Source organism: Flavobacterium sp. SLB02 (genome assembly GCF_009664855.1).
Taxonomy (GTDB): domain Bacteria; phylum Bacteroidota; class Bacteroidia; order Flavobacteriales; family Flavobacteriaceae; genus Flavobacterium.
On the sequence record NZ_CP045928.1, the window covers coordinates 3577003 to 3599797 of the forward strand.

The 22795-nt window shown below is 33.3% G+C and carries 23 protein-coding genes; 10 read left to right on the forward strand and 13 right to left on the reverse strand.

Annotated features, from left to right (window positions below):
• Window positions 1–143: 143 nt before the first annotated feature.
• The 5 genes from GIY83_RS12850 to GIY83_RS12865 all read right to left on the reverse strand — a co-directional run bounded on the left by GIY83_RS12850 (window position 144) and on the right by GIY83_RS12865 (window position 2789).
• The gene (locus GIY83_RS12850) at window positions 144–416 is read right to left on the reverse strand and encodes a hypothetical protein (RefSeq protein WP_208681651.1); all 273 of its coding nucleotides are present in this window, start codon (window positions 414–416) and stop codon (window positions 144–146) included.
• A gap of 30 nt (window positions 417–446) precedes the next feature.
• Complete coding sequence (locus GIY83_RS24940) at window positions 447–722, reverse strand: hypothetical protein (protein WP_229029094.1); 276 nt, start codon at window positions 720–722, stop codon at window positions 447–449.
• 241 nt (window positions 723–963) lie between these two features.
• On the reverse strand, window positions 964–1686 hold the full coding sequence (gene ric / locus GIY83_RS12855; RefSeq protein ID WP_208681654.1) for an iron-sulfur cluster repair di-iron protein: 723 nt from the start codon (window positions 1684–1686) through the stop codon (window positions 964–966).
• A 113-nt stretch (window positions 1687–1799) separates the two neighbouring features.
• Window positions 1800–2318: an azurin gene (gene azu / locus GIY83_RS12860; protein WP_208681656.1), complete on the reverse strand. Its 519-nt coding sequence runs from the start codon at window positions 2316–2318 to the stop codon at window positions 1800–1802.
• 24 nt (window positions 2319–2342) lie between these two features.
• Entirely contained in the window at window positions 2343–2789 is a 447-nt protein-coding gene (locus GIY83_RS12865; RefSeq protein WP_194615398.1) for an Rrf2 family transcriptional regulator, read from the reverse strand.
• A 204-nt stretch (window positions 2790–2993) separates the two neighbouring features.
• On the opposite strand from GIY83_RS12865, the gene GIY83_RS12870 reads away from it, so the two are divergent.
• Together GIY83_RS12870 and GIY83_RS12875 are read left to right on the forward strand one after the other, a co-directional pair.
• Complete coding sequence (locus GIY83_RS12870) at window positions 2994–3776, forward strand: NYN domain-containing protein (protein WP_065447804.1); 783 nt, start codon at window positions 2994–2996, stop codon at window positions 3774–3776.
• A gap of 34 nt (window positions 3777–3810) precedes the next feature.
• A complete protein-coding gene (locus GIY83_RS12875; RefSeq protein WP_194615397.1) occupies window positions 3811–5322 on the forward strand; it encodes an FMN-binding glutamate synthase family protein in 1512 nt (503 codons plus the stop codon).
• A gap of 61 nt (window positions 5323–5383) precedes the next feature.
• On the opposite strand, the gene GIY83_RS12880 is transcribed toward GIY83_RS12875, so the two are convergent.
• From GIY83_RS12880 to GIY83_RS12890, 3 genes are all read right to left on the reverse strand, one after another.
• Window positions 5384–5815 (reverse strand): hypothetical protein, encoded by a 432-nt coding sequence (locus GIY83_RS12880; RefSeq protein WP_194615396.1) that lies wholly within the window; start codon window positions 5813–5815, stop codon window positions 5384–5386.
• Between the two features lie 239 nt (window positions 5816–6054).
• Window positions 6055–6459, reverse strand: a complete 405-nt coding sequence (locus GIY83_RS12885) for a hypothetical protein (protein ID WP_194615395.1) — start codon at window positions 6457–6459, stop codon at window positions 6055–6057.
• 4 nt (window positions 6460–6463) lie between these two features.
• On the reverse strand, window positions 6464–7645 hold the full coding sequence (locus tag GIY83_RS12890) for a glycoside hydrolase family 88 protein (protein WP_194615394.1): 1182 nt from the start codon (window positions 7643–7645) through the stop codon (window positions 6464–6466).
• Window positions 7646–7876: 231 nt separating this feature from the next.
• On the opposite strand from GIY83_RS12890, the gene GIY83_RS12895 reads away from it, so the two are divergent.
• Window positions 7877–8248: a DUF2809 domain-containing protein gene (locus tag GIY83_RS12895; RefSeq protein WP_194615393.1), complete on the forward strand. Its 372-nt coding sequence runs from the start codon at window positions 7877–7879 to the stop codon at window positions 8246–8248.
• Here GIY83_RS12895 and GIY83_RS12900 read toward each other — a convergent pair.
• Complete coding sequence (locus GIY83_RS12900) at window positions 8245–10023, reverse strand: ABC transporter ATP-binding protein (RefSeq protein WP_194615392.1); 1779 nt, start codon at window positions 10021–10023, stop codon at window positions 8245–8247. The genes GIY83_RS12895 and GIY83_RS12900 overlap by 4 nt on opposite strands.
• Window positions 10024–10115: 92 nt before the next feature.
• Between GIY83_RS12900 and GIY83_RS12905 the strand changes: the two genes are divergently transcribed.
• From GIY83_RS12905 to GIY83_RS12915, 3 genes are all read left to right on the forward strand, one after another.
• A complete protein-coding gene (locus tag GIY83_RS12905; protein ID WP_208681658.1) occupies window positions 10116–10694 on the forward strand; it encodes a non-canonical purine NTP diphosphatase in 579 nt (192 codons plus the stop codon).
• Window positions 10695–10898: 204 nt separating this feature from the next.
• The gene (locus GIY83_RS12910) at window positions 10899–12821 is read left to right on the forward strand and encodes a DEAD/DEAH box helicase (RefSeq protein WP_194615390.1); all 1923 of its coding nucleotides are present in this window, start codon (window positions 10899–10901) and stop codon (window positions 12819–12821) included.
• Between the two features lie 259 nt (window positions 12822–13080).
• Window positions 13081–13854 carry a carboxypeptidase-like regulatory domain-containing protein gene (locus tag GIY83_RS12915; protein WP_194615389.1) on the forward strand — a complete coding sequence of 258 codons (774 nt, stop codon included), beginning with the start codon at window positions 13081–13083 and terminating at the stop codon, window positions 13852–13854.
• A 309-nt stretch (window positions 13855–14163) separates the two neighbouring features.
• Here the strand turns inward: GIY83_RS12915 and GIY83_RS12920 are convergent, their stop codons facing one another.
• On the reverse strand, window positions 14164–15624 hold the full coding sequence (locus GIY83_RS12920) for an aminoacyl-histidine dipeptidase (protein ID WP_194615388.1): 1461 nt from the start codon (window positions 15622–15624) through the stop codon (window positions 14164–14166).
• Window positions 15625–15861: 237 nt separating this feature from the next.
• On the opposite strand from GIY83_RS12920, the gene GIY83_RS12925 reads away from it, so the two are divergent.
• From GIY83_RS12925 to GIY83_RS12935, 3 genes are all read left to right on the forward strand, one after another.
• Window positions 15862–16923: a DUF3810 domain-containing protein gene (locus GIY83_RS12925; RefSeq protein ID WP_194615387.1), complete on the forward strand. Its 1062-nt coding sequence runs from the start codon at window positions 15862–15864 to the stop codon at window positions 16921–16923.
• A 196-nt stretch (window positions 16924–17119) separates the two neighbouring features.
• Window positions 17120–17614: an RNA polymerase sigma factor gene (locus GIY83_RS12930; protein ID WP_089481356.1), complete on the forward strand. Its 495-nt coding sequence runs from the start codon at window positions 17120–17122 to the stop codon at window positions 17612–17614.
• A gap of 8 nt (window positions 17615–17622) precedes the next feature.
• Entirely contained in the window at window positions 17623–18255 is a 633-nt protein-coding gene (locus GIY83_RS12935) for a hypothetical protein (RefSeq protein WP_194615386.1), read from the forward strand.
• Window positions 18256–18389: 134 nt separating this feature from the next.
• Here GIY83_RS12935 and GIY83_RS12940 read toward each other — a convergent pair whose 3' ends face one another.
• Entirely contained in the window at window positions 18390–19220 is an 831-nt protein-coding gene (locus tag GIY83_RS12940) for a 1-acyl-sn-glycerol-3-phosphate acyltransferase (protein WP_194615385.1), read from the reverse strand.
• Window positions 19221–19338: 118 nt separating this feature from the next.
• On the reverse strand, window positions 19339–19995 hold the full coding sequence (locus GIY83_RS12945; protein ID WP_208681659.1) for a CoA pyrophosphatase: 657 nt from the start codon (window positions 19993–19995) through the stop codon (window positions 19339–19341).
• A gap of 91 nt (window positions 19996–20086) precedes the next feature.
• Here GIY83_RS12945 and GIY83_RS12950 point away from each other — a divergent pair, with 91 nt between their 5' ends.
• Window positions 20087–20524 carry a DUF4268 domain-containing protein gene (locus GIY83_RS12950; protein ID WP_194615383.1) on the forward strand — a complete coding sequence of 146 codons (438 nt, stop codon included), beginning with the start codon at window positions 20087–20089 and terminating at the stop codon, window positions 20522–20524.
• Between the two features lie 85 nt (window positions 20525–20609).
• Here the strand turns inward: GIY83_RS12950 and GIY83_RS12955 are convergent, their stop codons facing one another.
• Window positions 20610–22778 carry a T9SS type B sorting domain-containing protein gene (locus GIY83_RS12955; protein WP_208681664.1) on the reverse strand — a complete coding sequence of 723 codons (2169 nt, stop codon included), beginning with the start codon at window positions 22776–22778 and terminating at the stop codon, window positions 20610–20612.
• Between the last annotated feature and the right edge of the window lie 17 nt (window positions 22779–22795).

A 22795-nucleotide genomic window follows, 5' to 3' on the forward strand; every position in this document is an offset into this window, starting at 1 on the left:
CATTGTATTAAAAACAAAGCTAAATTGACTTTAAAAAAACATTTTATATCAACAATTAACAACAACCATAAACTAAAAAATTACGCATTTTAAATAGATTGATTCATTAGTAAGAGATAAGGGCGATTTTAATTAATCGGCCCTTATTTTTTTATTTTAATTTCTGATGTAATAATCAATACCAAACCCAAAACAATTAATACACTTGCTCCAAAAATAGCTTCATAATATCCTGGCAATAATCCTTTACCAAAGTAAAAAAGTCCTCCATGCAGAAACAGAATTATCTCTGTAAAAACATATCCAAAAATAAAACACTGTACTCCTGATTGAACTAAAGAAGATTTATCCGAAAGTAAATTGTTCTGAAACAGAATTCCAAGCAAAAATCCGGTAATAATTCCTAAAGTAGTCAAATGAATAAAACCTATTACCAGCCCCCTAATTTAATGAGACAATGTAGCTATATCAGAAAATAAAAGCAGTAACTGAACAATAACTTTAAGAAATAAGGAACAAATTGCAAAACTATAAATGCTTTTTGCAGTAGTATTTAAACCCGCTTTGAACCAGGAAATCTGCGGTTTTAGCATTTTATAAAAATACATAAAGGCAACAAGTTGCAATATAACACTCATACCATTAACAATACCTATTAAATCATTTTTGACATACCAACTTACCGGAAAGGCTACTGTTGCTATTGTTGAAATAATAAGCAAAGCAAAAAGCTGTAATTGACATTATTTACAGGAAATAAAAAAAATGCATTAAGTGAAGCTATCAGAAAATTAAAAAGACAAACTATTATCCAGCTCTTTTGTACGCTTATTTTAGTTAGGAATTTCATTTTTTAATGAGATTAAAAATATTTCAGAAAAACGTAATCAATTTTTAATTAGTAGAAAATGCACTGAAAAGTTGTAACAACCTGCCAGTGCATTTTTTTTTAGAAAAATGATTTTAAGAAAATTCTTTTTCCAAAATAATAGCTTTAGGAAACAATATATTATTTTCTAAATGAATATGTGTATGCAGGTTTTCTTCAAACTCTCTTAGCATTGCAAATGTTACTTTATAAGTTGTACAGCCCTCGCTTGGCGCTGTGTAATCATTCGTCAGATCAGAAATTTCACCAAATCGCTCCCCTTCTACTTCATGTTCATGCATCATCATGGCAATTGGATTAGTCACTGATCCAAAACCTGGCTGAAGAACAGCTTCATCTCTTTCTTTAGCTTTTACCATGTTTTTAATAAAAGGAAACAAAATGGCTTCTTCTTTTTTCATGTGTTGTGATAATTCAGTAACACATTGATTAAACAACTCATTTATCCTGAACAATTCAGGATGTCGGCCTCCATGAACATTACAAAGTTTGTTTAAAAACTGAATTATAATCACCGATTTATCTACCACATATCGATGATGCGTTTTTTCGATATAATCTGCCAATAGATCCAAAGGCCACGAGTTAAAATCGATAGCATTCGAATCTTCAGCAAGTAAGACTTCGTTGATCTTTTTAAGCAAAACCCTTGTATCTACATTTTGCTTGATACAAACTTCATTAATTGTTTTATGTCCTTTACAGCAAAAATCAATTTTATATTTTGAAAACACTGCTGCAGTTCTAAAATCCTCTGCAACAAAAGCCCCAACTGTTTTATCCCTTAAATTTTCCATAATCATTATTATTTTTTTTCTTTGATATCTATATCTCTTCAATAAAAGACAAATTAATCTTTTATTAGTTAAAGAAAAAACCCTAACCCAAAAGAGGATTAGAGTCCTTTTATTTATTCTACAATCAAAACACCCTTCATCATAGCAAAGTGTCCTGGAAACGAACATAAAAAATTATATCTTCCTTTTTTATCAATAGTAAATTCGACTGTATCTTGTTCTCCACCGCCAAGTAATTTGGTATGAGCAATAATCGACGCTTTTTCTGAGGCGGGGATATAATCTGTTTCCTGAGCCGCTGCAGCTTTAACAGCAAAATCTGCTTCATTGGTACCTTCCTGCAAAATCACAATATTGTGTCCCATTGCCTGCTTAGGAATTTTACCAATATGTTTTAGCGTTAAGGTAATTGGTTTTCCGGCTTCAGCTCTTAATTCTGTCGTATTAAACTGCATTTGATCATCCCCTGTAATAACCAAAACATTACTCGCTGCTGCAGGATGTCCTTCATCAGATGTATTTTCGTTTATTTCTGTTGATTCGTCTGTTGTTGCAGCATCTTTTTTTCCACAAGAAGTTATTGCCAAACATCCCATTAGCAATAAAATCGAAATTTTAATTTTTTTATTCATTTCTAATTATTTTAATTTTTTATATTATTCTCTATCATTTATTCTAAGAAAAAAATCGCCCTTTTTTACTCCTGAAGCAAGCTGTTCTAAAGTGGTATTAGTCAGCATCTCTAAAAGCAATTCGCGCACTTTTTTAAACTCTTTATGCACCGGACACGGTTTTGTTTCTGAACATTCTTTTAATCCTATACCACAACCTTTATATATAGTATCGCCATCTATCGCATCAACAATCTGGATTAATTTAATCGATTTTACAGCACTATCAGAAACTTCAAATCCTCCTCCTACTCCTTTTGATGATTCGATGATTCCGTTTTTAGTTAAAATCTGCATTATCTTGGCCGTAAAAGGTTCTGGCGAATCAATTTCTTTGGCAACATCTTTTATTCCAACCCTAATTCCTTTTGAAGATTTAGTAGCAATAAATATAGAAGCTCTGATTCCGTACTCGCAGGCTTTTGAAAACATAGAAAAATTTGTTGATTGAACTACAAATATATTCAAATTCAATATAAAAGACAAGTTTGTCTTTAATAGTTTTAATTATAAAAAAACTCTTATTTATAACCAAAATAATTAATATACCACAAAACACTTATTCGGGATCAAATTCTAATAAAAACCAATTTTAGTTTTACCTTTGGAAGTACTAATTTTCCTAACACCTAAAAAATGGCTTTAAGCAACTCAAAAGATCTCAAATTAGCCGTTCTTATTGATGCCGATAATGTGCCTTACAGTAATGTAAAAGGCATGATGGAAGAAATAACAAAATTTGGCACACCAACCACAAAACGTATTTATGCAGATTGGACCAAACCAAATTCTAATGGATGGAAAGCTGTTTTATTAGAACATGCCATTACACCCATCCAACAATATAGTTATACGGTAGGTAAAAATTCATCAGATTCTGCTTTAATTATCGATGCCATGGATTTGCTCTATTCAGGAAAACTTGACGGATTTTGCATTGTTTCCAGTGATAGTGATTTTACCCGTTTGGCCATAAGGCTAAGGGAGTCCGGGATGAAAGTAATTGGTATTGGAGAAAAAAAGACTCCAAATTCTTTTATTGTTGCCTGCGACCGATTTATTTACATCGAAGTTCTTGACGGTGCGATCCAGAAGAAAAAGCCAAAAACAACAGCCGCAGCCGATGCTAAAAAACCGGTAGAAAAACCTGCTGAAAAAGCATTACATAAAATTGACGCTCCCACCATCGAACTTATCGAAGCTACGATCGAAGATATTGAGGATGATGATGGCTGGGCATTTTTAGGAGATGTTGGAAATTTAATTGTAAAGAAAAAACCAGAATTTGACCCAAGAAATTATGGATTTTCTAAACTTACACCAATGTTAAAATCGCTGACTGATATTCTTGAAATCGACGAAAGAGAATCAGATAAAAAAGGCATAAAACACGTTTATGTGCGCCTGCGATTCAATTAATTATTAAACTATTACCCATTAATTTTTTACGAACATGAGAAAAAAATTCTTTATTTACGGATTCTTATTGTTTATAATTGTTGTTACAATTTATTTTTACACCAAGCGCGGTTTTTTACTCGTTATTATTATTCCGATATTATTAGTTATTGGTGTTTATAATACGCTACAAAAAAAGCATGCTATTTTAAGAAACTTTCCTGTTTTGGGTTATTTCAGGTATTTATTTGAAATGATAGCGCCAGAAATTCAGCAATATTTTATCGAAAGATCTACTGACGGAAAACCTTTTTCAAGAAATCAGCGTTCCTTAGTATATCAAAGGGCGAAAAATATCGATTCGAATACACCTTTTGGAACGCAACAAAACCTAAATCATGATAGTTATGAAGGGATAAAACATTCTATTTTTCCGGCAAAGGTCAACGAAGAATTACCTCGTGTACTGGTTGGAGGAAAAGATTGCAAGCAACCTTATCTAGCTTCTATATTTAATGTTTCGGCCATGAGTTTTGGTTCGTTAAGCGAAAATGCAGTTCGCGCCATCAACATTGGTGCGAAAAAAGGAAACTTTTATCAAAATACAGGAGAAGGTGGTTTAACAGATTATCATCTTGAAGGCGGCGGAGATATTACCTGGCAAATTGGTACAGGATATTTTGGATGCCGTGATGCTGAGGGAAATTTCAGCCCTGAAAAATTTTCAGAAAAAGCCAATCTTCCTAATGTTAAAATGATCGAGATTAAGCTTTCGCAAGGAGCAAAACCTGGTCACGGAGGTGTACTTCCAGCGGCTAAAAATACCGTACAAATTGCTAAAATAAGAGGAGTTGAGCCACATACAATGATTCTTTCTCCTCCTGGTCACCATGCTTTTTCAGATGTAAAAGGGCTTATTCATTTTGTTGCACAACTGCGTGAATTATCAAACGGAAAACCTATTGGTTTTAAATTATGTATAGGAAACACAGCCGAATTTGAAGCTATTTGTCACGAAATGATTGCTGAGGATACTTACCCTGATTTCATCACGATTGATGGTGCAGAAGGCGGAACCGGAGCTGCACCGTTAGAATTTGCCGATGGTGTCGGAATGCCTTTTGAACCTGCCCTGATATTTGTAAATAAAACTTTAGTAGGTTTAAATATTCGTGATAAAATACGCATTATTGGCAGCGGAAAAATCATTTCGGGTTACTCTATTTTACATGCAATTGCGTTAGGTGCCGACATGTGTAACAGCGCTCGTGGTTTTATGTTTTCACTAGGCTGTATTCAGGCTTTACGTTGTCATAATAACGAATGTCCTACCGGAGTTGCCACCCAAAATAAAATGCTGATGAAAGGTTTGGTTGTCACTGATAAATCAGATCGTGTATATCATTTCCACAAAAATACCTTACATGCTGCCAATGAACTTTTAGCAGCAGCAGGCAAAAAGAGCTTTGCTGATGTTGATATTAATATCTTCATGCGCGGCGATGAGTTTGGTCATTTATCAGATTCTTATTTCCCGGATATTCTAACCAATGTTACTAAACGATAAAAAAATAAAGCCTCTTTGTAATCTGAACAAAGAGGCTTTTTCTTTTATTATTTTCTTAAAACTATAGTTTGGCAGTTACCTTTTCTTTAGAATCTCCGTTTTCTAAAACAGCTAATTCTTCTTTATCGACTACTCGCTGCGCAAGAATCGCATTATTATACGCTAAAAAATACACATCAAATTTTACTCCTTCTTCGATTAATGTTTTTGAAATTTGATCATTTTTGATCATTTCTTTCAGCAAATCAGGAAACGACTCTTTGTAAGTCAATTTATTTGCGTCGTTTTCTTCTAAATTGGTTTCAATTCTAATTTCAATTTTATTGTCATTCAAAAATGCTTTTGCGGTTGTACTGGTAATCCCACTTCCTTTTATTGATGACGAATTATTATAAGTACTTACATGTTCCTGAATTTTTTGTTTGGTATTTTTACAACTTACCAATAATAAAGCAATCATAACAGTAAATGCGATTTGGGTAATTTTTTTCATAAATTTTTATGTTTTAGGTTATTTTTTAACTCAAACATAATGAACTTTTCAAACAAAAGCAACATCATTTCATAAAAATAAAGTATGTAATTATTTGACTACAAATAAATTATCATAAAATAAATAAACATTTACAATAAAACCGAGACCTCATTTTATCAAATTGACTACTTAAAACAAATAAAGAAGCCGCTTTAAAAACAATTAAAGCGGCTTCTTTACCATTATAAAATAAACTATTACTGCAATAATTCATTTATGGATTCTTTGTTTATAATCTCTTTTACAAGAACTGTATTATCATCAGCCAAAAAATAAGCATCAAACTGAATCCCTTCTTCAACAAGTTCTTTAGGAATTTGATTTTTACTGATCATTTCTTTCAGTAACTTAGGAAATGATGTATTCGCTTCTACTTTATTAGATTCATTTTGCTCTAGATTGGTTTCAAAACGCAATTCGATTTTATCATCATTTATATAACCTCTCGCGGTTGTAAGCGTAACATCATCAGCCTTAAAACCTGCAGCCGTACTATTATAAGTCTTGACATATTCCTGAAGTTTTTGTTTTGCATTTTTACAGCTTACCAGTACTACAACAAGAGCAATGGTAAACGAAATTTGGATAATTCTTTTAATCATAGCATTAGTTTTTTAATTTTTGAAGTCTTAAAAGTGCTTCAAGATAATAATAATCTGCATAATTTATCGAACAATCTATTTCACTTCCGGCAGGTTTATGTCCTGTTGAATGAAGTAAAAATGCCGAATTTACGTCATGACTTTGGTAATTTTCTGAAAGTGACACAATCATCTTTTTGGACTTTGTTAAAAATTCTTTCTTAAGATTGGCATCTTTTGTATACAAACTTAACTCCATAAGTGCCGAAGAAACAATAGCTGCAGCCGAAGCATCCCTAGGTTCATTAGGTATTCCCGGCGCATTAAAATCCCAATACGGAATTAAATCTTCTGTCGTTAATCTGTCTAAATAAACACGTGCCAGTTTATGTGCAAAATCTAAAAACTTAGGATCTTTTGTTTCTCTATAAACCATCGTAAAACCATAAATAGCCCACGCCTGGCCTCTCGCCCACATACTATCATCGCTATAACCTTGTGCGGTTCTTCCTTTTATTTTTTTACCAGTTTCATAATCGTAGATAATAACATGATACGAAGTGTAATCTGGCCTAAAATGATTGTTCATCGTAGTTTCGGCATGTTTTACCGCAATGTCATACAACTTTTTATTCCCGCCATTTTTAGAAGCCCAAAAAAGCAATTCTAAATTCATCATATTATCGATAATCGTATTGTGACCACCCATTTTATTGTGAGGCCATGATAATATAGTACCTACTTTTGGATTAAAAAGTGTTGCCAAAGTATCTGCCGTTTTCAGGATAACATCTTTGTATTCTGGATTTTTTGTCAACCGATACCCGTTTCCAAAACTATTGAAAATCTGAAAACCCAAATCATGATCGTTAGCTTTGCTAACCGACAAAGGTTTTAAAAACTGACTGAACTTGTCTGCTTCTTTTTCCCATTTTTTATCTCCCGTTGCTTCGTACAAATACCATAATTCCCCTGGCCAGAATCCGCTTGTCCAATCTTTATAATTAACAAATTTCCAATCCTTACTTCCGTTAGGAACCGTTCTTGGCGAAGTTCCGTCATCCGGAATTACTTTTAAAGTTTTCGATGCCTGTTCTGCGCAATATTCGAGTTGCTTTTTCACATTAAACGAATTCTTTTTTTGAGAGTAGCCGTTACTTGCAAATAAAAATAAGGTCAAAAACAAAGCTGTAAATCTTGTATTCATGTGGTTATTTAATTAAATAGAAAAATTATTAGTTTTTTTTTGAATCGATAAATTTATAAAATAAAGTAAACTTATTTAACGGTTTGTATTTTTCGTTCCCTAAAAATGTACTATCAAAGCCCTTTTTTTCTTTGTTTCTCTTTGTCAAAGCTTGGGACTTTGACAAAGAGAAATCACCATCATTTACAAATAAAAGATTTAATATAAATTTGCTTCCAAATCTAACTAAGCTTGAAAAAATCCAGAATCTATTATTTCATCATTCTTTTATTGATTATTTTTCTTGGAATCTTCTCCAGAAAATTTGATACAATACCATTGTGTACCGGAGATTTCCTGTACGCGGTAATGATGTATGTTTTGATTAGAATACTATTGATCGAAAAAAAAGCAAACCAAATCCTGTTTTTTTCTTTGTTGATTTGTTACACCATTGAGTTTTCCCAACTTTATCAGGCGGATTGGATAAACGAATTTAGAAATACTCTTTTAGGAAGATATACCTTGGGACTGGGTTTTCTATGGAGCGATATTCTGGCTTATACTTTTGGAGCTTTGATTGCTTTTACTACAGAAAGAATCGTTTTAAGAAACAGAAATTAATCAAGCGTCTGTGTAATTTTATCAATATTCAGGCTATTTGCCATTGCGGTAAATATTTGATAGTACACTGATTTATTATCATACAATTCGTCATGAGTTCCTTTTTCGACACACCTTCCTTGTTCTAAAACTATTATGTTCGCCGCATCGATAATTTGAGAAATACTGTGCGAAATAATAATTACGGTTCTGTCTTTTTTAATCGCATCGAGTGATTTTTTTATTTGCTCTGTGGCAATAGCATCCAAACTTGCAGTTGGTTCATCTAGGAAAATAATTGGCGGATTTTTCAAAAACAATCTCGCAATTGCAATTCGCTGTTGCTGACCTCCTGAAAGTAAATGTGCATCAGAGTCATACCCTTTTGGCAATTGAATAACCTGATCATGAATATAAGCTTGTTTTGCAGCTTCAATAATTTCATCTTGTGAAGCATCTGGTTTTCCGTATAAAATATTTTCGGCGATCGTGCCTTTAAAAATATGATTCTTCTGCAATACCAATCCAATGTTTTTACGAAGAAAGTCAGTATTGTAGTCATTTAAATCTACTCCATCCAGGTATATTTTTCCGGATGAAGGCAGGTAAAACTTATCCAGTAAATTAATGATAGTACTCTTTCCGGCTCCGCTTAAACCAACCAAAGCAGTTGTTTCATTGGGTTTAATGGCAAAATTGATATCAAAAAGGGCTTTTGTTCCGTTTGGATAAACAAAATCAACGTTTTTAACTTCTATAAGACCTATTATTTTTTCCGGAATATAATCGCCCGTGACTTCTTTTTCATTATCCGATTCTAAAATATCAAAGAATCCTTCAGAATAAATCAGGGCATCATTTACTTCATCATAAATACGGTGCAATTGTCTGATGGGTGCAGATACATTATTAAACAACATAATATGAAACATGATTGCACCAATTGTCATTGTATTATTCAGTACAAAATAAGCCGTTAGAATAATGATAATTACTACGCCTATTTGTTCTACAAAACCTTTTACACTTTCAAAAATAAAACTGGTTTTTCTGGTCTCGAGTTGATTTTCGGTCATTTCGAACTGAATATCTTTATGACGATCCGCCTCCATAGGTTCCCGAACAAACGATTTTATAACCGTTATAGATTCGATTAAACTTATGATTCCGTTATTTTTGGTTTCGCGATAATTACGCATTCTTCGTCTAAAACCACTTAGTTTAGTGGCTTGCAATTGACTGATATAAAAATAAATCGGAATAATACATAAACTCACCAAACCCACATAAACATTGGCATAAAACATAATCCCCAGCGCTACGAAAGCATTTGCAAACAAAGGCAGAATATCAATGAAGAAATTCTGGACCAATCTTGTCAGGCTGCTAATTCCGAGATCAATCCTGGTTTGAAGTTTTCCGCTTTCATTTTCATTAGAAGTATAAAATTCCATTCGATAACTCAGGATTTTTTCGACAATTGCCTGCGATATATCACGTGTTATAAAGATGCGTAGTTTTTCGCCATAAAACTTCTGACCAAATTGCACCACGGAATAAATCAATTCTTTAGAAAGTAAAACGATACTTATTATACCTAATAAATGAAACCCTTTTGACAAAGGTTCGTGCGCCACCATAAGATCACTAATTGAATCTACTGTGTACTTTAATATTAATGCATTTACCTGAGCGGCAAACGATCCTAAAAAAGTAAGCAATAAAGTAGCAATAACCATCTTTTTGTAAGGCTTAACAAAAGGAGTTATTTTTTTGTATAATAATGATATCTGCATTTATTTGTATTTCATGTCGCATATCAAATATAAGAATTCTAAATTTGTGTTTTTGGAATTACCCTCAATAATCAACTTTAAAATATATCGTCATGCAATTGGTTTTCGCCTCAAACAATCTTAATAAAATCAAAGAAATTCAAAGTATTCTAAACGGATCGATTCAATTATTAAGTTTAGAGGAAATTGGCTGTCACGAAGAGATTCCTGAAACTGCCGAAACAATTGAAGGAAACGCCATTTTGAAAGCCAATTATGTAACTGAAAAGTATGGTTACGATTGTTTTGCTGATGATACCGGTTTAGAAGTTACCGCTTTAAACGGAGAACCAGGCGTGTATTCAGCACGTTACGCGGGAGAACAACGCAATGCTGATGATAATATGAATAAACTTCTGGAAGCTTTAGCCAATAAAGAAGATCGAAGTGCACAATTTAAGACTGTTATCGCATTAAATTTAAAAGGAAAACAGCATTTATTTACCGGAATTGCAAAAGGAAGCATTATTCTTGATAAAACAGGAAATCACGGCTTTGGTTATGACCCTATTTTTCAACCGGAAAATTATACTGAGACTTTTGCTGAACTGGCCTCAGACGTTAAAAATAAAATCAGTCATCGTGCAAAAGCAACTCACCAACTAATTGATTTTCTGAATGCAGCAAAATAATTGTTTAGAATACAACATTTTACAGCCCAAAATTTATATTTCACGACGTATTTTTCCCGAATTTTCTGGATTGTCAGACAGAAATCGTGCTACAGTAAACATAACTTTTTGATAATCAAATCATAACAAATACATAATTCTTAAAATAGCATTAGTTTATCTGAATAATTAACAGTAATTTTGCACCCTATTTTAAATACATATATGAATAAATTTGAACAATTAGGATTGAATGAATCGTTACTGAAGGCGATTTTAGATCTAGGATTTGAGAATCCGTCAGAAGTACAGGAAAAAGCGATTCCCCTATTATTGGAAAAAGACACGGATATGGTTGCGTTGGCTCAGACAGGGACAGGGAAAACGGCAGCTTTCGGTTTTCCGCTAATTCAAAAAATTGATGCTGACAACAAAAATACACAAGCATTAGTTTTATCGCCAACACGAGAACTTTGTTTACAGATTACCAACGAACTTAAAAACTACTCAAAATACGAGAAAGGTATTAATGTGGTAGCAGTTTACGGCGGGGCTAGTATTACAGAGCAAGCTAGAGACATTAAAAGAGGAGCACAGATTATTGTGGCTACTCCGGGGAGAATGCAAGACATGATCAACAGAGGTTTGGTTAACATTAAAAATATAGATTACTGTATTCTTGATGAGGCTGACGAAATGCTGAACATGGGATTTTATGAGGATATCGTATCGATTTTATCAGATACTCCAGATCAAAAAAGTACATGGTTGTTCTCTGCAACTATGCCACAAGAGGTTGCCAGAATTGCAAAACAATTCATGAGCGAACCGGTTGAAATTACTGTTGGAGCTAAGAACTCAGGTTCTGCAACAGTTTCTCACGAATTTTATTTAGTAAATGCACGTGATCGTTACGAAGCTTTAAAACGTTTAGCCGATGCAAATCCAGATATTTTCTCTGTGGTTTTCTGTCGTACTAAAAGAGACACACAAGCTGTAGCTGAAAAATTAATTGAAGATGGATACAGCGCTGCTGCATTGCACGGAGATTTATCTCAGGCGCAACGTGATGGTGTAATGAAATCTTTCCGTGGAAGACAAATTCAGATGCTTGTTGCTACTGACGTTGCTGCACGTGGTATTGACGTTGATAATATTACTCACGTAGTAAATTACCAACTTCCTGACGAAATTGAAACTTACAATCACCGTTCTGGACGTACTGGTAGAGCTGGAAAATTAGGAACTTCTATTGTAATTGTTACAAAAAGTGAGTTGCGTAAAATTTCTTCTATCGAAAGAATCATCAAACAAAAATTTGAAGAAAAAACTATTCCATCCGGAATCGAAATTTGCGAAATTCAATTGTTGCACTTAGCAACTAAAATTAAGGATACTGAAGTTGATCATGAAATTGACAACTATTTACCAGCAATTAACAATGTTCTTGAAGATTTATCTAAAGAGGAATTGATTAAGAAAATGGTATCTGTAGAATTTAATCGTTTTATCGCTTACTATAAAAAGAACAGAGATATCTCTGCTCAATCTGGAGAAAGACGTGAAAGAAGTGATTCTGAGCCAAGAGAATTCAATAACAACGGAGCAGTTCGTTACTTTGTAAACATTGGTTCAAGAGACAACTTCGACTGGATGTCTCTTAAAGATTATTTGAAAGAAACATTAGACTTAGGTCGTGATGACGTTTTCAAAGTAGATGTAAAAGAAGGTTTCTCTTTCTTTAACACTGATCCTGAGCACACTGAAAAAGTAATGGAAGTATTAAACAACGTACAATTAGAAGGACGTCGTATTAATGTTGAAATTTCTAAAAATGATGGTGGTGGAAGACGTGACCATAACGGGCGTTCTGGTGGCGGAAGAAGTTCTGGAGGACCAAGAAGAGAAGGTTCTGGCGGAGGAAGCTTCGGACCAAGACGTGAAGGTTCTGGTGGAGGATTCAGAAGCGACAGAAACTCTGCTCCTAGAGAAGGTGGTTTCAGAAGCGACAGAAACTCATCTGCTCCAAAAAGAGAAGGTGGTTTCAGAAGTTCAGCTCCAAGAAGCGAAGGTAGTTCAGACAGAGCTCCAAGACGTTCTGAAAGCTTTGGTGATTCACCAAGACCAAGAAGACCAAGAAGAGACTAATAAGTCAATATCTTAAAATATAAAATCCCAAATCCCAAACATAACTGGAATTTGGGATTTTTTTTTGTTTTAAGAATTCCACTTCCCATATATATATATTCTTTTAGCATCCAAAACAATGTAATCGAATCTTCTCTATCCTATTTTATTTAAATATAAAAAGCACCACTACTACCTTTGTTAATTTTCTGATAATTATCTTCGAAGACTGCGAAATATTTAATCCCTATTTAGTACTTTTAGTGCTTTAAATCAGGATATGAAATATTTCGCAGTTTTCTTTTTTACACTACTATCTACAATTGGTTTTGCACAAGACAGTGAGTCTACTGTACCCCAAAGAGTATCTGGTTATATTATTAACGATAATAGCAAACAACCACTTGCCAATGTTAATATTATCAACACCAACAAAGTTCGTGGCGCAAAATCTGATGCCAAAGGATATTTTGAGATAGATGTTCAGCTAAACGATACGATTCACTTTTCGATTCTGGGATTTCAATCTCTAAGAATCAGGGTAACGAATGACTGGATAAAAAATAAAGTAACCCGAATTCAGCTTACTGAAAAAGCAATTGCTCTTGAAGAAGTTATTATTGCTCCTTTTAATTTAACAGGATATCTTGAGGTCGATTCAAAATTAATTCCGACAAAAGAAAACTATCGTTATAGTATTTCAGGTCTTACACAAGGTTATGAAGCAGGCGAATATTCCCCAAATGCTTTTGGAAAAGTTTTAGGATCTATTTTTAACCCCGCCGACGTACTCTATGGTTTCTTTGGAAAAAACGGAAAAGAACTCAAGAAGTTAAAGGAAATGAGAAAAGATGACACTGTTCGAAATCTCTTAGAATCAAAATACGATCGCGAAACTGTCTCAGTATTATTAGGCATTAGCAAAGACGAAATTCCTGAAATTTTACAGCGTTGTAACTATTCAGAAGCTTTTATACAATCAGCAAACGATTTACAAATTATGGATGCTATTAATGGCTGTTACGAACAATATAAAGTATTGAAGAGAAATTAAACCGTCTACTTAAAACAATATCTAAATCCTCAATTTTATAAATTGGGGATTTTTTTATGCATTTAGGATTTTAAAAACCTTACATTTACTATTAAAATAATAACACAAACAAAATCAACATATTATGGCTAAGAGTCAGGATGCTAAGAAAACAGCAAAAAAAGAACCGTTAAAAACGGCCAAAGAAAAGAAAGAAGAAAAAAGAGACAAGAAAAACAATCCTAAAAGAGATTAATTTTAGTTTTCAGTCGCGGTCACAGTTTTCAGTCTCAAACGAAACTGAAAACTGCGACTGAAGACTGAGACTCATTACTTAACCGGAATATTAGAAAGAATTTCTAACACAAATTTCCAATATTTTTGAGCCGAAGAAATACTAGCTCTTTCATCCGGAGAATGCGCTCCGTGAATTGTTGGACCAAAAGAAATCATATCCATATCTGGATAATTTGTTCCTAAAATTCCACATTCTAAACCAGCATGACAAGCTACCACTTTAGGCTTTTCATTATTTTGTTTTTCGTAGATTCCAACCAAAGTATCTAATATTTCAGAATTTACATTTGGCGTCCATCCTGGATAAGAACCAGATAATTCAACTTCACAACCTACCAATTCAAAAGCAGAACGTAATGCATTCGCCAAATCAAATTTTGAAGTTTCTACAGATGAACGCGTTAAACATCCAATAGAGATTTCTCCATCTTTTACGATAACACGGGCAATATTATTTGAAGTTTCAACTAAATCTTCCATATCAGCACTCATTCTGTAAACTCCATTGTGAGCTGCATAAATAGCGCGAATAATTCCTTCCTGAACACCTAAATCCATTACTTTTTCCGGTAAATCGCATTTCACGATTTCGATCGATAAATTAGGCTCAGTCGTTTTGTATTCAGCTTTGATATCATTGATGATTTCCTGCATATCAAAAATATACGCTTCATCAAACATTTCAGAAATAATTACTTTTGCAACACTTTCTCTCGGAATTGCATTTCTTAAACTTCCTCCGTTAATTTCAGCAACTTGCAAACCAAAGTTTTCAAATGCATCAAATAACAAACGGTTCATAATTTTATTGGCATTACCCAAACCTTTATGAATATCCATTCCTGAATGGCCTCCATTAAGTCCTTTTACGGTAATAATATGTCCAACCGATCCTTCCGGAACTTCTTCTTCATTATAGCTTCTTGTAGCTGTTACATCGATTCCACCAGCACAACCTATATCAATCTCATCATCCTCTTCTGTGTCTAAATTCAAAAGAATCTGCCCCTGAAGGATTCCTCCTTTTAAGTTTAAAGCTCCTGTCATTCCAGTTTCTTCGTCTATAGTAAACAAAGCTTCGATTGCAGGATGCGGAATATCTTTACTTTCAAGAATAGCCATAATTGTCGCTACTCCCAACCCATTATCAGCACCAAGTGTTGTACCACGCGCACGAACCCAGTCACCGTCTACATACATATCGATTCCTTGTGTATCGAAATCAAAAACAGTGTCTGCATTTTTTTGGTGCACCATATCAAGATGTCCCTGCATAACGATTGCTTTGCGGTTTTCCATTCCTGGTGTTGCTGGTTTTCTGATAATTACATTTCGAATTTCGTCTTCAAAAGTTTCTAAACCTAAGCTGTTTCCAAAGTTTTTCATAAACTCGATCACACGTTCTTCCTTCTTTGACGGACGTGGAACTGCATTTAAATCAGCGAATTTATTCCATAGCGCTTTAGGTTCCAGATTTCTTATTTCCTGACTCATTATATTTTGTTTGAAGTTTAACAATTAAGAGTTCCAAAGTTACAAAGTTTATATTTTTTTTCGCCACGAATTTCACGAATTAGCACTAATCTTATTGAAATTAAAATACAATTTCACAAATACTATCCTGTTTTCCAAAATTACAAACGTTTAATTAGTGAAAGTTCATGGAATTTGTGGCTAACTTTTTTTATCAATCAATATTGTATTTATATTTACCCATCCAAAATTTATACTTTGAAATCAAAATACATCTTACCTTTATTTCTTCTTTTGCAAATTATCCTATTAAAGATTCTTCGCTTTTTCCCTGAATTTATAGAACAATTTTATAGCAACGGATTGTATTTAAAAACCTCTTACTTTTCGAGGATCATTTTAGGCAGAATTCCATTTTCGGTTGGAGATTGCATTTACTCTGTTTTGATTTTATTTTTAATTCGATGGATCTGGAAAACCAGAAAAACCTGGAAGGTTCAGTGGAAAGATAATGTTCTAAAAGCTTTAAGTGTATTATCTATATTCTACTTTTTCTTTCATTTACTTTGGGCATTTAACTATTATCGCGAGCCTCTTTTCAAAAAAATGAAAATTCAAAGAGAATATACTGATGCTGAATTATTGGTATTTACCAAAAAACTAATTACCAAAACAAATGAAATTCAGCTTCAAATTACTAAAAATGACAGTGCCAAAGTAATTTTTCCGTATTCTCAAAATCAGGCTTTCCACATGAATTTAACTGGTTATGAAAATCTGGCCAATGAATATCCTTATTTCAAATACGAGATTTTAAGCGTCAAAAAATCACTTTTTAGCTTACCTCTTACCTACATGGGTTTTGGCGGATATTTGAATCCGTTTACCAATGAAGCCCAGGTAAATGATTTACTGCCAATGTACAATTTCCCTGTTACAAGCTGTCACGAAATGGCGCACCAAATGGGGTATGCCAGCGAAAGTGAATGTAATTTTATTGGCGTTTTGGCTTCGGTAAAAAATCAGAATTTATATTATCAATACTCAGGATATAGTTTTGCCTTGCGTTATTGTTTAGGCATCTGGCAAGCAAAAGATGAAAAAATATTTAAACAATTAAAGAAAACCGTTCACGTTGGTATTTTAAAAAACTATCAGGAAAGTCAGGATTTCTGGAAACAATATGATACTTTTATAGATAAAGGTTTTCATGCTTTTTACGATAATTTTCTAAAAACAAACAATCAAAAGGACGGAATGGAAGGCTACAGCAAATTTGTAGACCTGATGGTGAATTATTACAAAACGCGAGAATTATAAAAGTTTACCACGACCCGAGCGTTAGCGAACAGGCGAAACAATTACACAAATTATCACGAATTTTTATCATTTAAAAACAAATTTTAAATATTCTTCTAATTAATAACTTAGTCATAATTCGAGAAATTTGTGAAATTCGTGACTAAAAAAAAGAAAATTATTGTAACAAAAGTGATTTCAACACTACTAATAGATTATGAGCGAAAATCTAGAACAGTCATTTGTTGCGCAATTGCAGGCAAATCAGAATATAATCCACAAGATTTGTAGGTTATATACTGCCGGCGAAGATGCTCATAAAGACTTGTTTCAGGAAATTACCATTCAGTTATGGAAAGCTTATCCTAAATTTAGGGGCGATAGTAAATTTTCGACCTGGACGTATCGCGTTGCCTTAAATACCGCCATTACCTTATATCGAAAAACCAAACGAACCGTATCGACTGTAGAGTACGAGAGTCATCAGCATTTTATAAAAGATGTCGATTACAATTATGAAGAAGAAGAACAGATTAAATTGATGTACAAAGCCGTTTATCAGCTTAATGACATCGAAAAAGCATTAGTTTTTATGTATTTGGAAGACAAAGATTATCAAGAAATAGCCGAAACCCTCGGAATCAGCGAAGTGAATGCACGTGTGAAAATGAACAGAATTAAAGGGAAACTTAAAAAAATACTAAATCCTTAAAAATTATTATGAAAGAACTGGATTTATTAAAAAAAGACTGGAAAAAGAACTCGGATTCTTTTCAACAAATTTCTGAAACAGAAATCTACAAGATGATTCATAAACAATCTTCTTCAACCGTGAAGTGGATTTTGGTTATCAGTATTTTGGAATTTTCATTTTGGACTTTCTCTAATTTATTTATAAATACTGATGATTTGTTACGAAAAATGAATCATCCGGAAATTGTCTTAGCCCTTGACATTTTAACTTATTTCAATTATGTAGTGGTGCTGTTTTTTGTAATTAATTTTTACAAAAACTATAAAACGATTTCAACAACCGTCGCTACAAAAACACTAATGAGTGCTATTTTAAGAACTCGAAAAATAGTTCAGTATTACGTATGGTACAACTTAGGAATGCTTGTTATCATTTGTATATTTAGCTATTTTATCACCTTTGTGTACAATCCGGACATGGCATTTTTAAGAGAAAAATTAGCTGCAGACGGGAAAGCGATGTTCTTTACTGTGGGAATTTTAATTTTGACAATACTAGGATTACTGGGTATATTCTGGTGTATTTACAGATTACTTTACGGAACCTTATTGCGTAAATTATATGCTAATTATAAGGAGTTGAAGAAAATTGATTTCTAGGAAAGGGACAAAGCTGCAGAGGGACAAAGGGGCAAAGTTTTTTTTTAAAGTTCCTAAGATTCTAAGTTGTTAAGGCTCTTAAGTTTTTTTTTTAAAACCTAAAACCTGAAACTTTATAAACCTGAAACATTTTTTTAATGTTCGCTTTCAGAAGCTTTGTAGCTCCATCTTCTCATTTCGTTAAGTTCTTCCTCTACTTTGATTTCTTCGGCTGGAATAACTTTTAAGAATGATGGATGCTGTTCGATAGCGTATTCTACTTTTTCAACAATTTCATCAATTGTATCGTTTTCATAATCAATATCGAGAGGTTCTTTGATGATAAAAGATTGCAGAATCCCTTTCTTCTTCATTCGTAATCCTTTTTTATCAAATGAACGGCGGAAGCCGTCAATAACAATAGGAATTACAATAGGTTTATGTTGTTTAATGATATGTGCAGTTCCTTTACGAACTGGTTTAAACGATTTGGTAGTTCCTTGGGGAAACGTAATTACCCAGCCATCTTCAAGTGCAATCCTTATATTTTCTGTATCATTTGGGTTAACCTCACGTTTTTCTGTAACATCAACACCTTTCGAGCGCCATGTTCGTTCGACCGTAATTGCGCCAACATACGCTAAAATTCTTGGTAATAAACCAGCTTGCATGGTTTCTTTGGCTGCCACGTAGTAAATATTCATCTTGGGTTGCCACAGATAGCCAATGTTCTTAATAGTATCCTGACGTCCGCTTAAACTTGCGTTAAACACATGAAACATCGCCACAACATCGGCAAAATAAGTTTGATGGTTTGATATAAACAAAACATTTGTATCCGGAAGCGTTTTAATGATTTCAGATCCTTCAATCTGTAAGTCATTAAAACCCCTATACCTTCTATGAGTCATGGTACCCAAAATACGGATTAACCATTTCTTGATGAATAATATATGTCCAAAAGGATTTCGTTTAAACAATCCCATAGCTGTTTATTGTATTTTTATGTAGAACGCAAACATACAAAAATTATTCTTTTAGCAGAACTATAAAGCAATTTCGGAAATAAATTGTTATTACAATGAATATCAAATTGTTAAATTTCTACTTTTCCGATTTTAATTCAAAAGCAATTTTCAAAACATCCCTCAATTCACTTAAAATCATAGCGGTTGCTCCCCAAACAATATGATTTTGAATATTAAATGCCGGAACTAAAATGTTATTGGCATAAGAAGTTGACAATGTGGCTTCGACAATAATTTCGTCATTTAAAAATACAGATAAAGGTAATTCTATAATATCAGCTACTTCCCTAATATCGGGATAAAATAAAAGCTCTTCTTTGGCAATGCCCAAAAAAGGATGCACCAAAAAATTGCTTGGCGGAATATACATTGGGGTAAAATGCTTTACTATCTCTATTTTCTCGGGAGAAACCCCCACTTCTTCTTGAGTTTCTCTCAACGCTGTTTCCTGGTAATCTGAATCGGTCGTTTCGTATTTTCCTCCTGGGAAAGCAATTTGCGAAGAATGAACTCCGTTATAAGCATTACGAACAATTAATATCAAATGAGTTTTTTCGTTTTTTGGATAAAACAGCATCATTACGGCGGCAATGCGCGGATTTTCTATTTTTAAATCTAAATTCTTTAAGGCTTCTATGCGCTCTTTTGGAGCCATTTTTACATGTGAGGCAACTGCCGGTAGTGGTACTGGAATTAAATTAGGAACATATTGCAAAAAATCTTGAAAATCCATATTCAAAGTTTATTTTTGTATTTTCAAATAAAATATAAATATAGTTTAGAAAACGCGTTTCTACAAGCTTTCTAAAATCAAAGCCATAAAAATGTACAGTAAAGAAGAATCACAAAGAATAAAAAGAGAATTTTGGGTGGCTTTCGCCGAAAAATATCCTCGTAAATGGGTATTGTATGATACCAAGATTAAAGATTTCTCTTTTAAGTTTTTTGTAGACAATAAAAAAGCCCAGGTTTTAATTGATATCGAACAAAGAAGCGACGAGAAACGTAATGCTTATTTTGAAAAATTAGAAGCTTTAAGGAATATTCTCGAAGAAGAATTTATTAAAGATTTAGTTTTCGAAAAAAACTACACGCTTGAAAGCGGTAAAACCATCAGCCGAATCTGGACCGAAATACAAGGAGTAGGTTTCAGCAACCGCAACAATTGGGATACTATTTTTGATTTCTTTTTCGAAAAAATGAATGCTCTGGAAATGTTTTACCTGGAATATGATGATTTCATTAAGGATATTGAATCTTAAAAGTTACTAAGATACTGAGATACTAAGACACTAAGTTTTTATATAGCAAACCCGACAGTTTTTTGAAACCTGTCGGGTTTGTTTTCTATCTCTTTAATGAGAAATGCCCTTTTTTTATGATGCCATTTTCTAATATCAATTGAAACCAGTAATCTGAAGAAGGCAACGGTTTTTGATTATAATTTCCATCCCAACTGCCATTTTTTCCTAATGTTTTCACAAGTTTACCGTATCTATCAAAAATATGGATGCTATAGTTTTGGTCTTCTAATCCCGTAATTTCCCAAGTGTCATTGTATCCATCTCCATTTGGCGTAAAAAACTTTGGTATAACATAATCTTCTTTTAATTCGCAATCTAAACTATTATTAGAAACATTCAAATGTATCATAGAATTAACTGTACATAACGTATTAACATCTGTAACTCTAACCCTTATTTCTTCATGATTCCTAGTTAAATTCGTATAGGTTTCATTTATTTTATAAGTAATATCATTTCCATTCTTATCAAAATATACAAAACTATAAAGGGATGGATTCACAACTAAAAAAGAACTAATCTTCGACAAATTGAAGGTAGCATAGCCCGTACCATCAGAATCACATTCATTAAAATCCGGAATTGTATTCAAACTAAATCCAAGTTTAGTTTTCAATTCAATACTAGTTTCTTCGTAGCAACCCGGATTATTTTTATTTCCAACCTTAACATTAATTATTTCATTAAAAGGATATTTATTCGCATAATTAGCTGGCAAAGGAGACGGAAGAAGATTTCCTAACTGATCCTTATAAGAGAAGACAAAATTATTAGGATTTTGAACTAAGTCATTCTCAATTCCCGACACATCAAAACCCGAAGAAAAACCATTTCCTAAATCAGCACAAGATGTTAAAGCCGGAATAATATTTAATATTGGCTTTTGTGTATTTAAATAATCATAGGGGTTAAAAATATATGTCGCTCCAGCATAACCCACATAATTTTCACCATTTGAATCTAAAGCATCCCAAAATGCTCCTATAAATAAATCATCTTTATATAAAGAAATTGAGCAAGCAAACCAATCACTATTACGTTTGATATTCGATTGCACAGTTTGATACTCATCCCAGACATTGTCTGCATCTTTTTTAAACATATACACACGCCCAAAAGATTTTGATAAATTCCCGTTGATATCATACTCATATTCAGTAGTTCTCACGGCTATCTGATCGTTATAAATTTCCATTCTGTTACCAAAATTAAAAATTTTAGCAGAACCATCTGCGGCTCTTATTTTCTGATGACCTGTCCATTCTGCGTTTGTATTTTTCCTGAAAATATATACAGAACCCAGCATCGTTAAAGGTCCGCCCCCGTCTCCACTTAAAATTGAATCATAATCATCGTCACCCGGGGCTGCGATCATAATTCCGTTTTCATTAATTCTTACAATCTCTCCAAACCTGTCCTGCAATCCTCTAAAATCGTATGCTGTTATTTTTTTAATTTCCCGCCACGTATTAGCATTTGTATTTTTTTCAAATACGTAAGCTGCTCCTGCCCAATTAGAGCCTTCTCTATTGGCTCCAATAACAATTGTGTTTTCATAAATAGCAACAGAATTGCCAAAATTATCTCCTGTTTTTCGGTCACTAGCTGTAATTTTTTGCACTAATCTCCAAACACCATCATCACCTTTAAAAAAAATGTAAGCCGCTCCGGAATATTCTAAATAATTATTAGAATTACTATCAGTACTATTATAGTACGCCCCTACTACCATAAAATTTCCTGAAATAGCAATTTCAGATCCAAAATTGTCATTTAAAGAATTTCCAATTCTTGGTATTTTTTGGGTGAAAATATATTGATCATTGCTATCTCTCTCATACATATAGATTGCATTCCCGTCAGAAACAGCAGGATCACAACCTGCAATTGTTAGAATTTTATCTTTCATAGATAATCTGGATCCAAAGCCGCAATAATTCCTAGCATCAGGATGTGAAAGCTCTTGATACATCGTCCATCCATCGCAGTCTTGTTTTGCTACGTATACTTTACCAGCATTTTCAACACCGCCAATATCAACTTGATTAGCACCGTAAGCGGCATATCCATCATAAGTTCCTACCGAAAGTCCAAAACCGTTATCTACTGCCCTAATCGGCTCTACAACTTTGAAGTTTTGTTTCCATTGTTGAGACAAAACAGACGATACAATAAAAAATAATAAAAGTGTAGTGTAGTTTTTTATCTTCATAGTTTACAAAAAGTCAG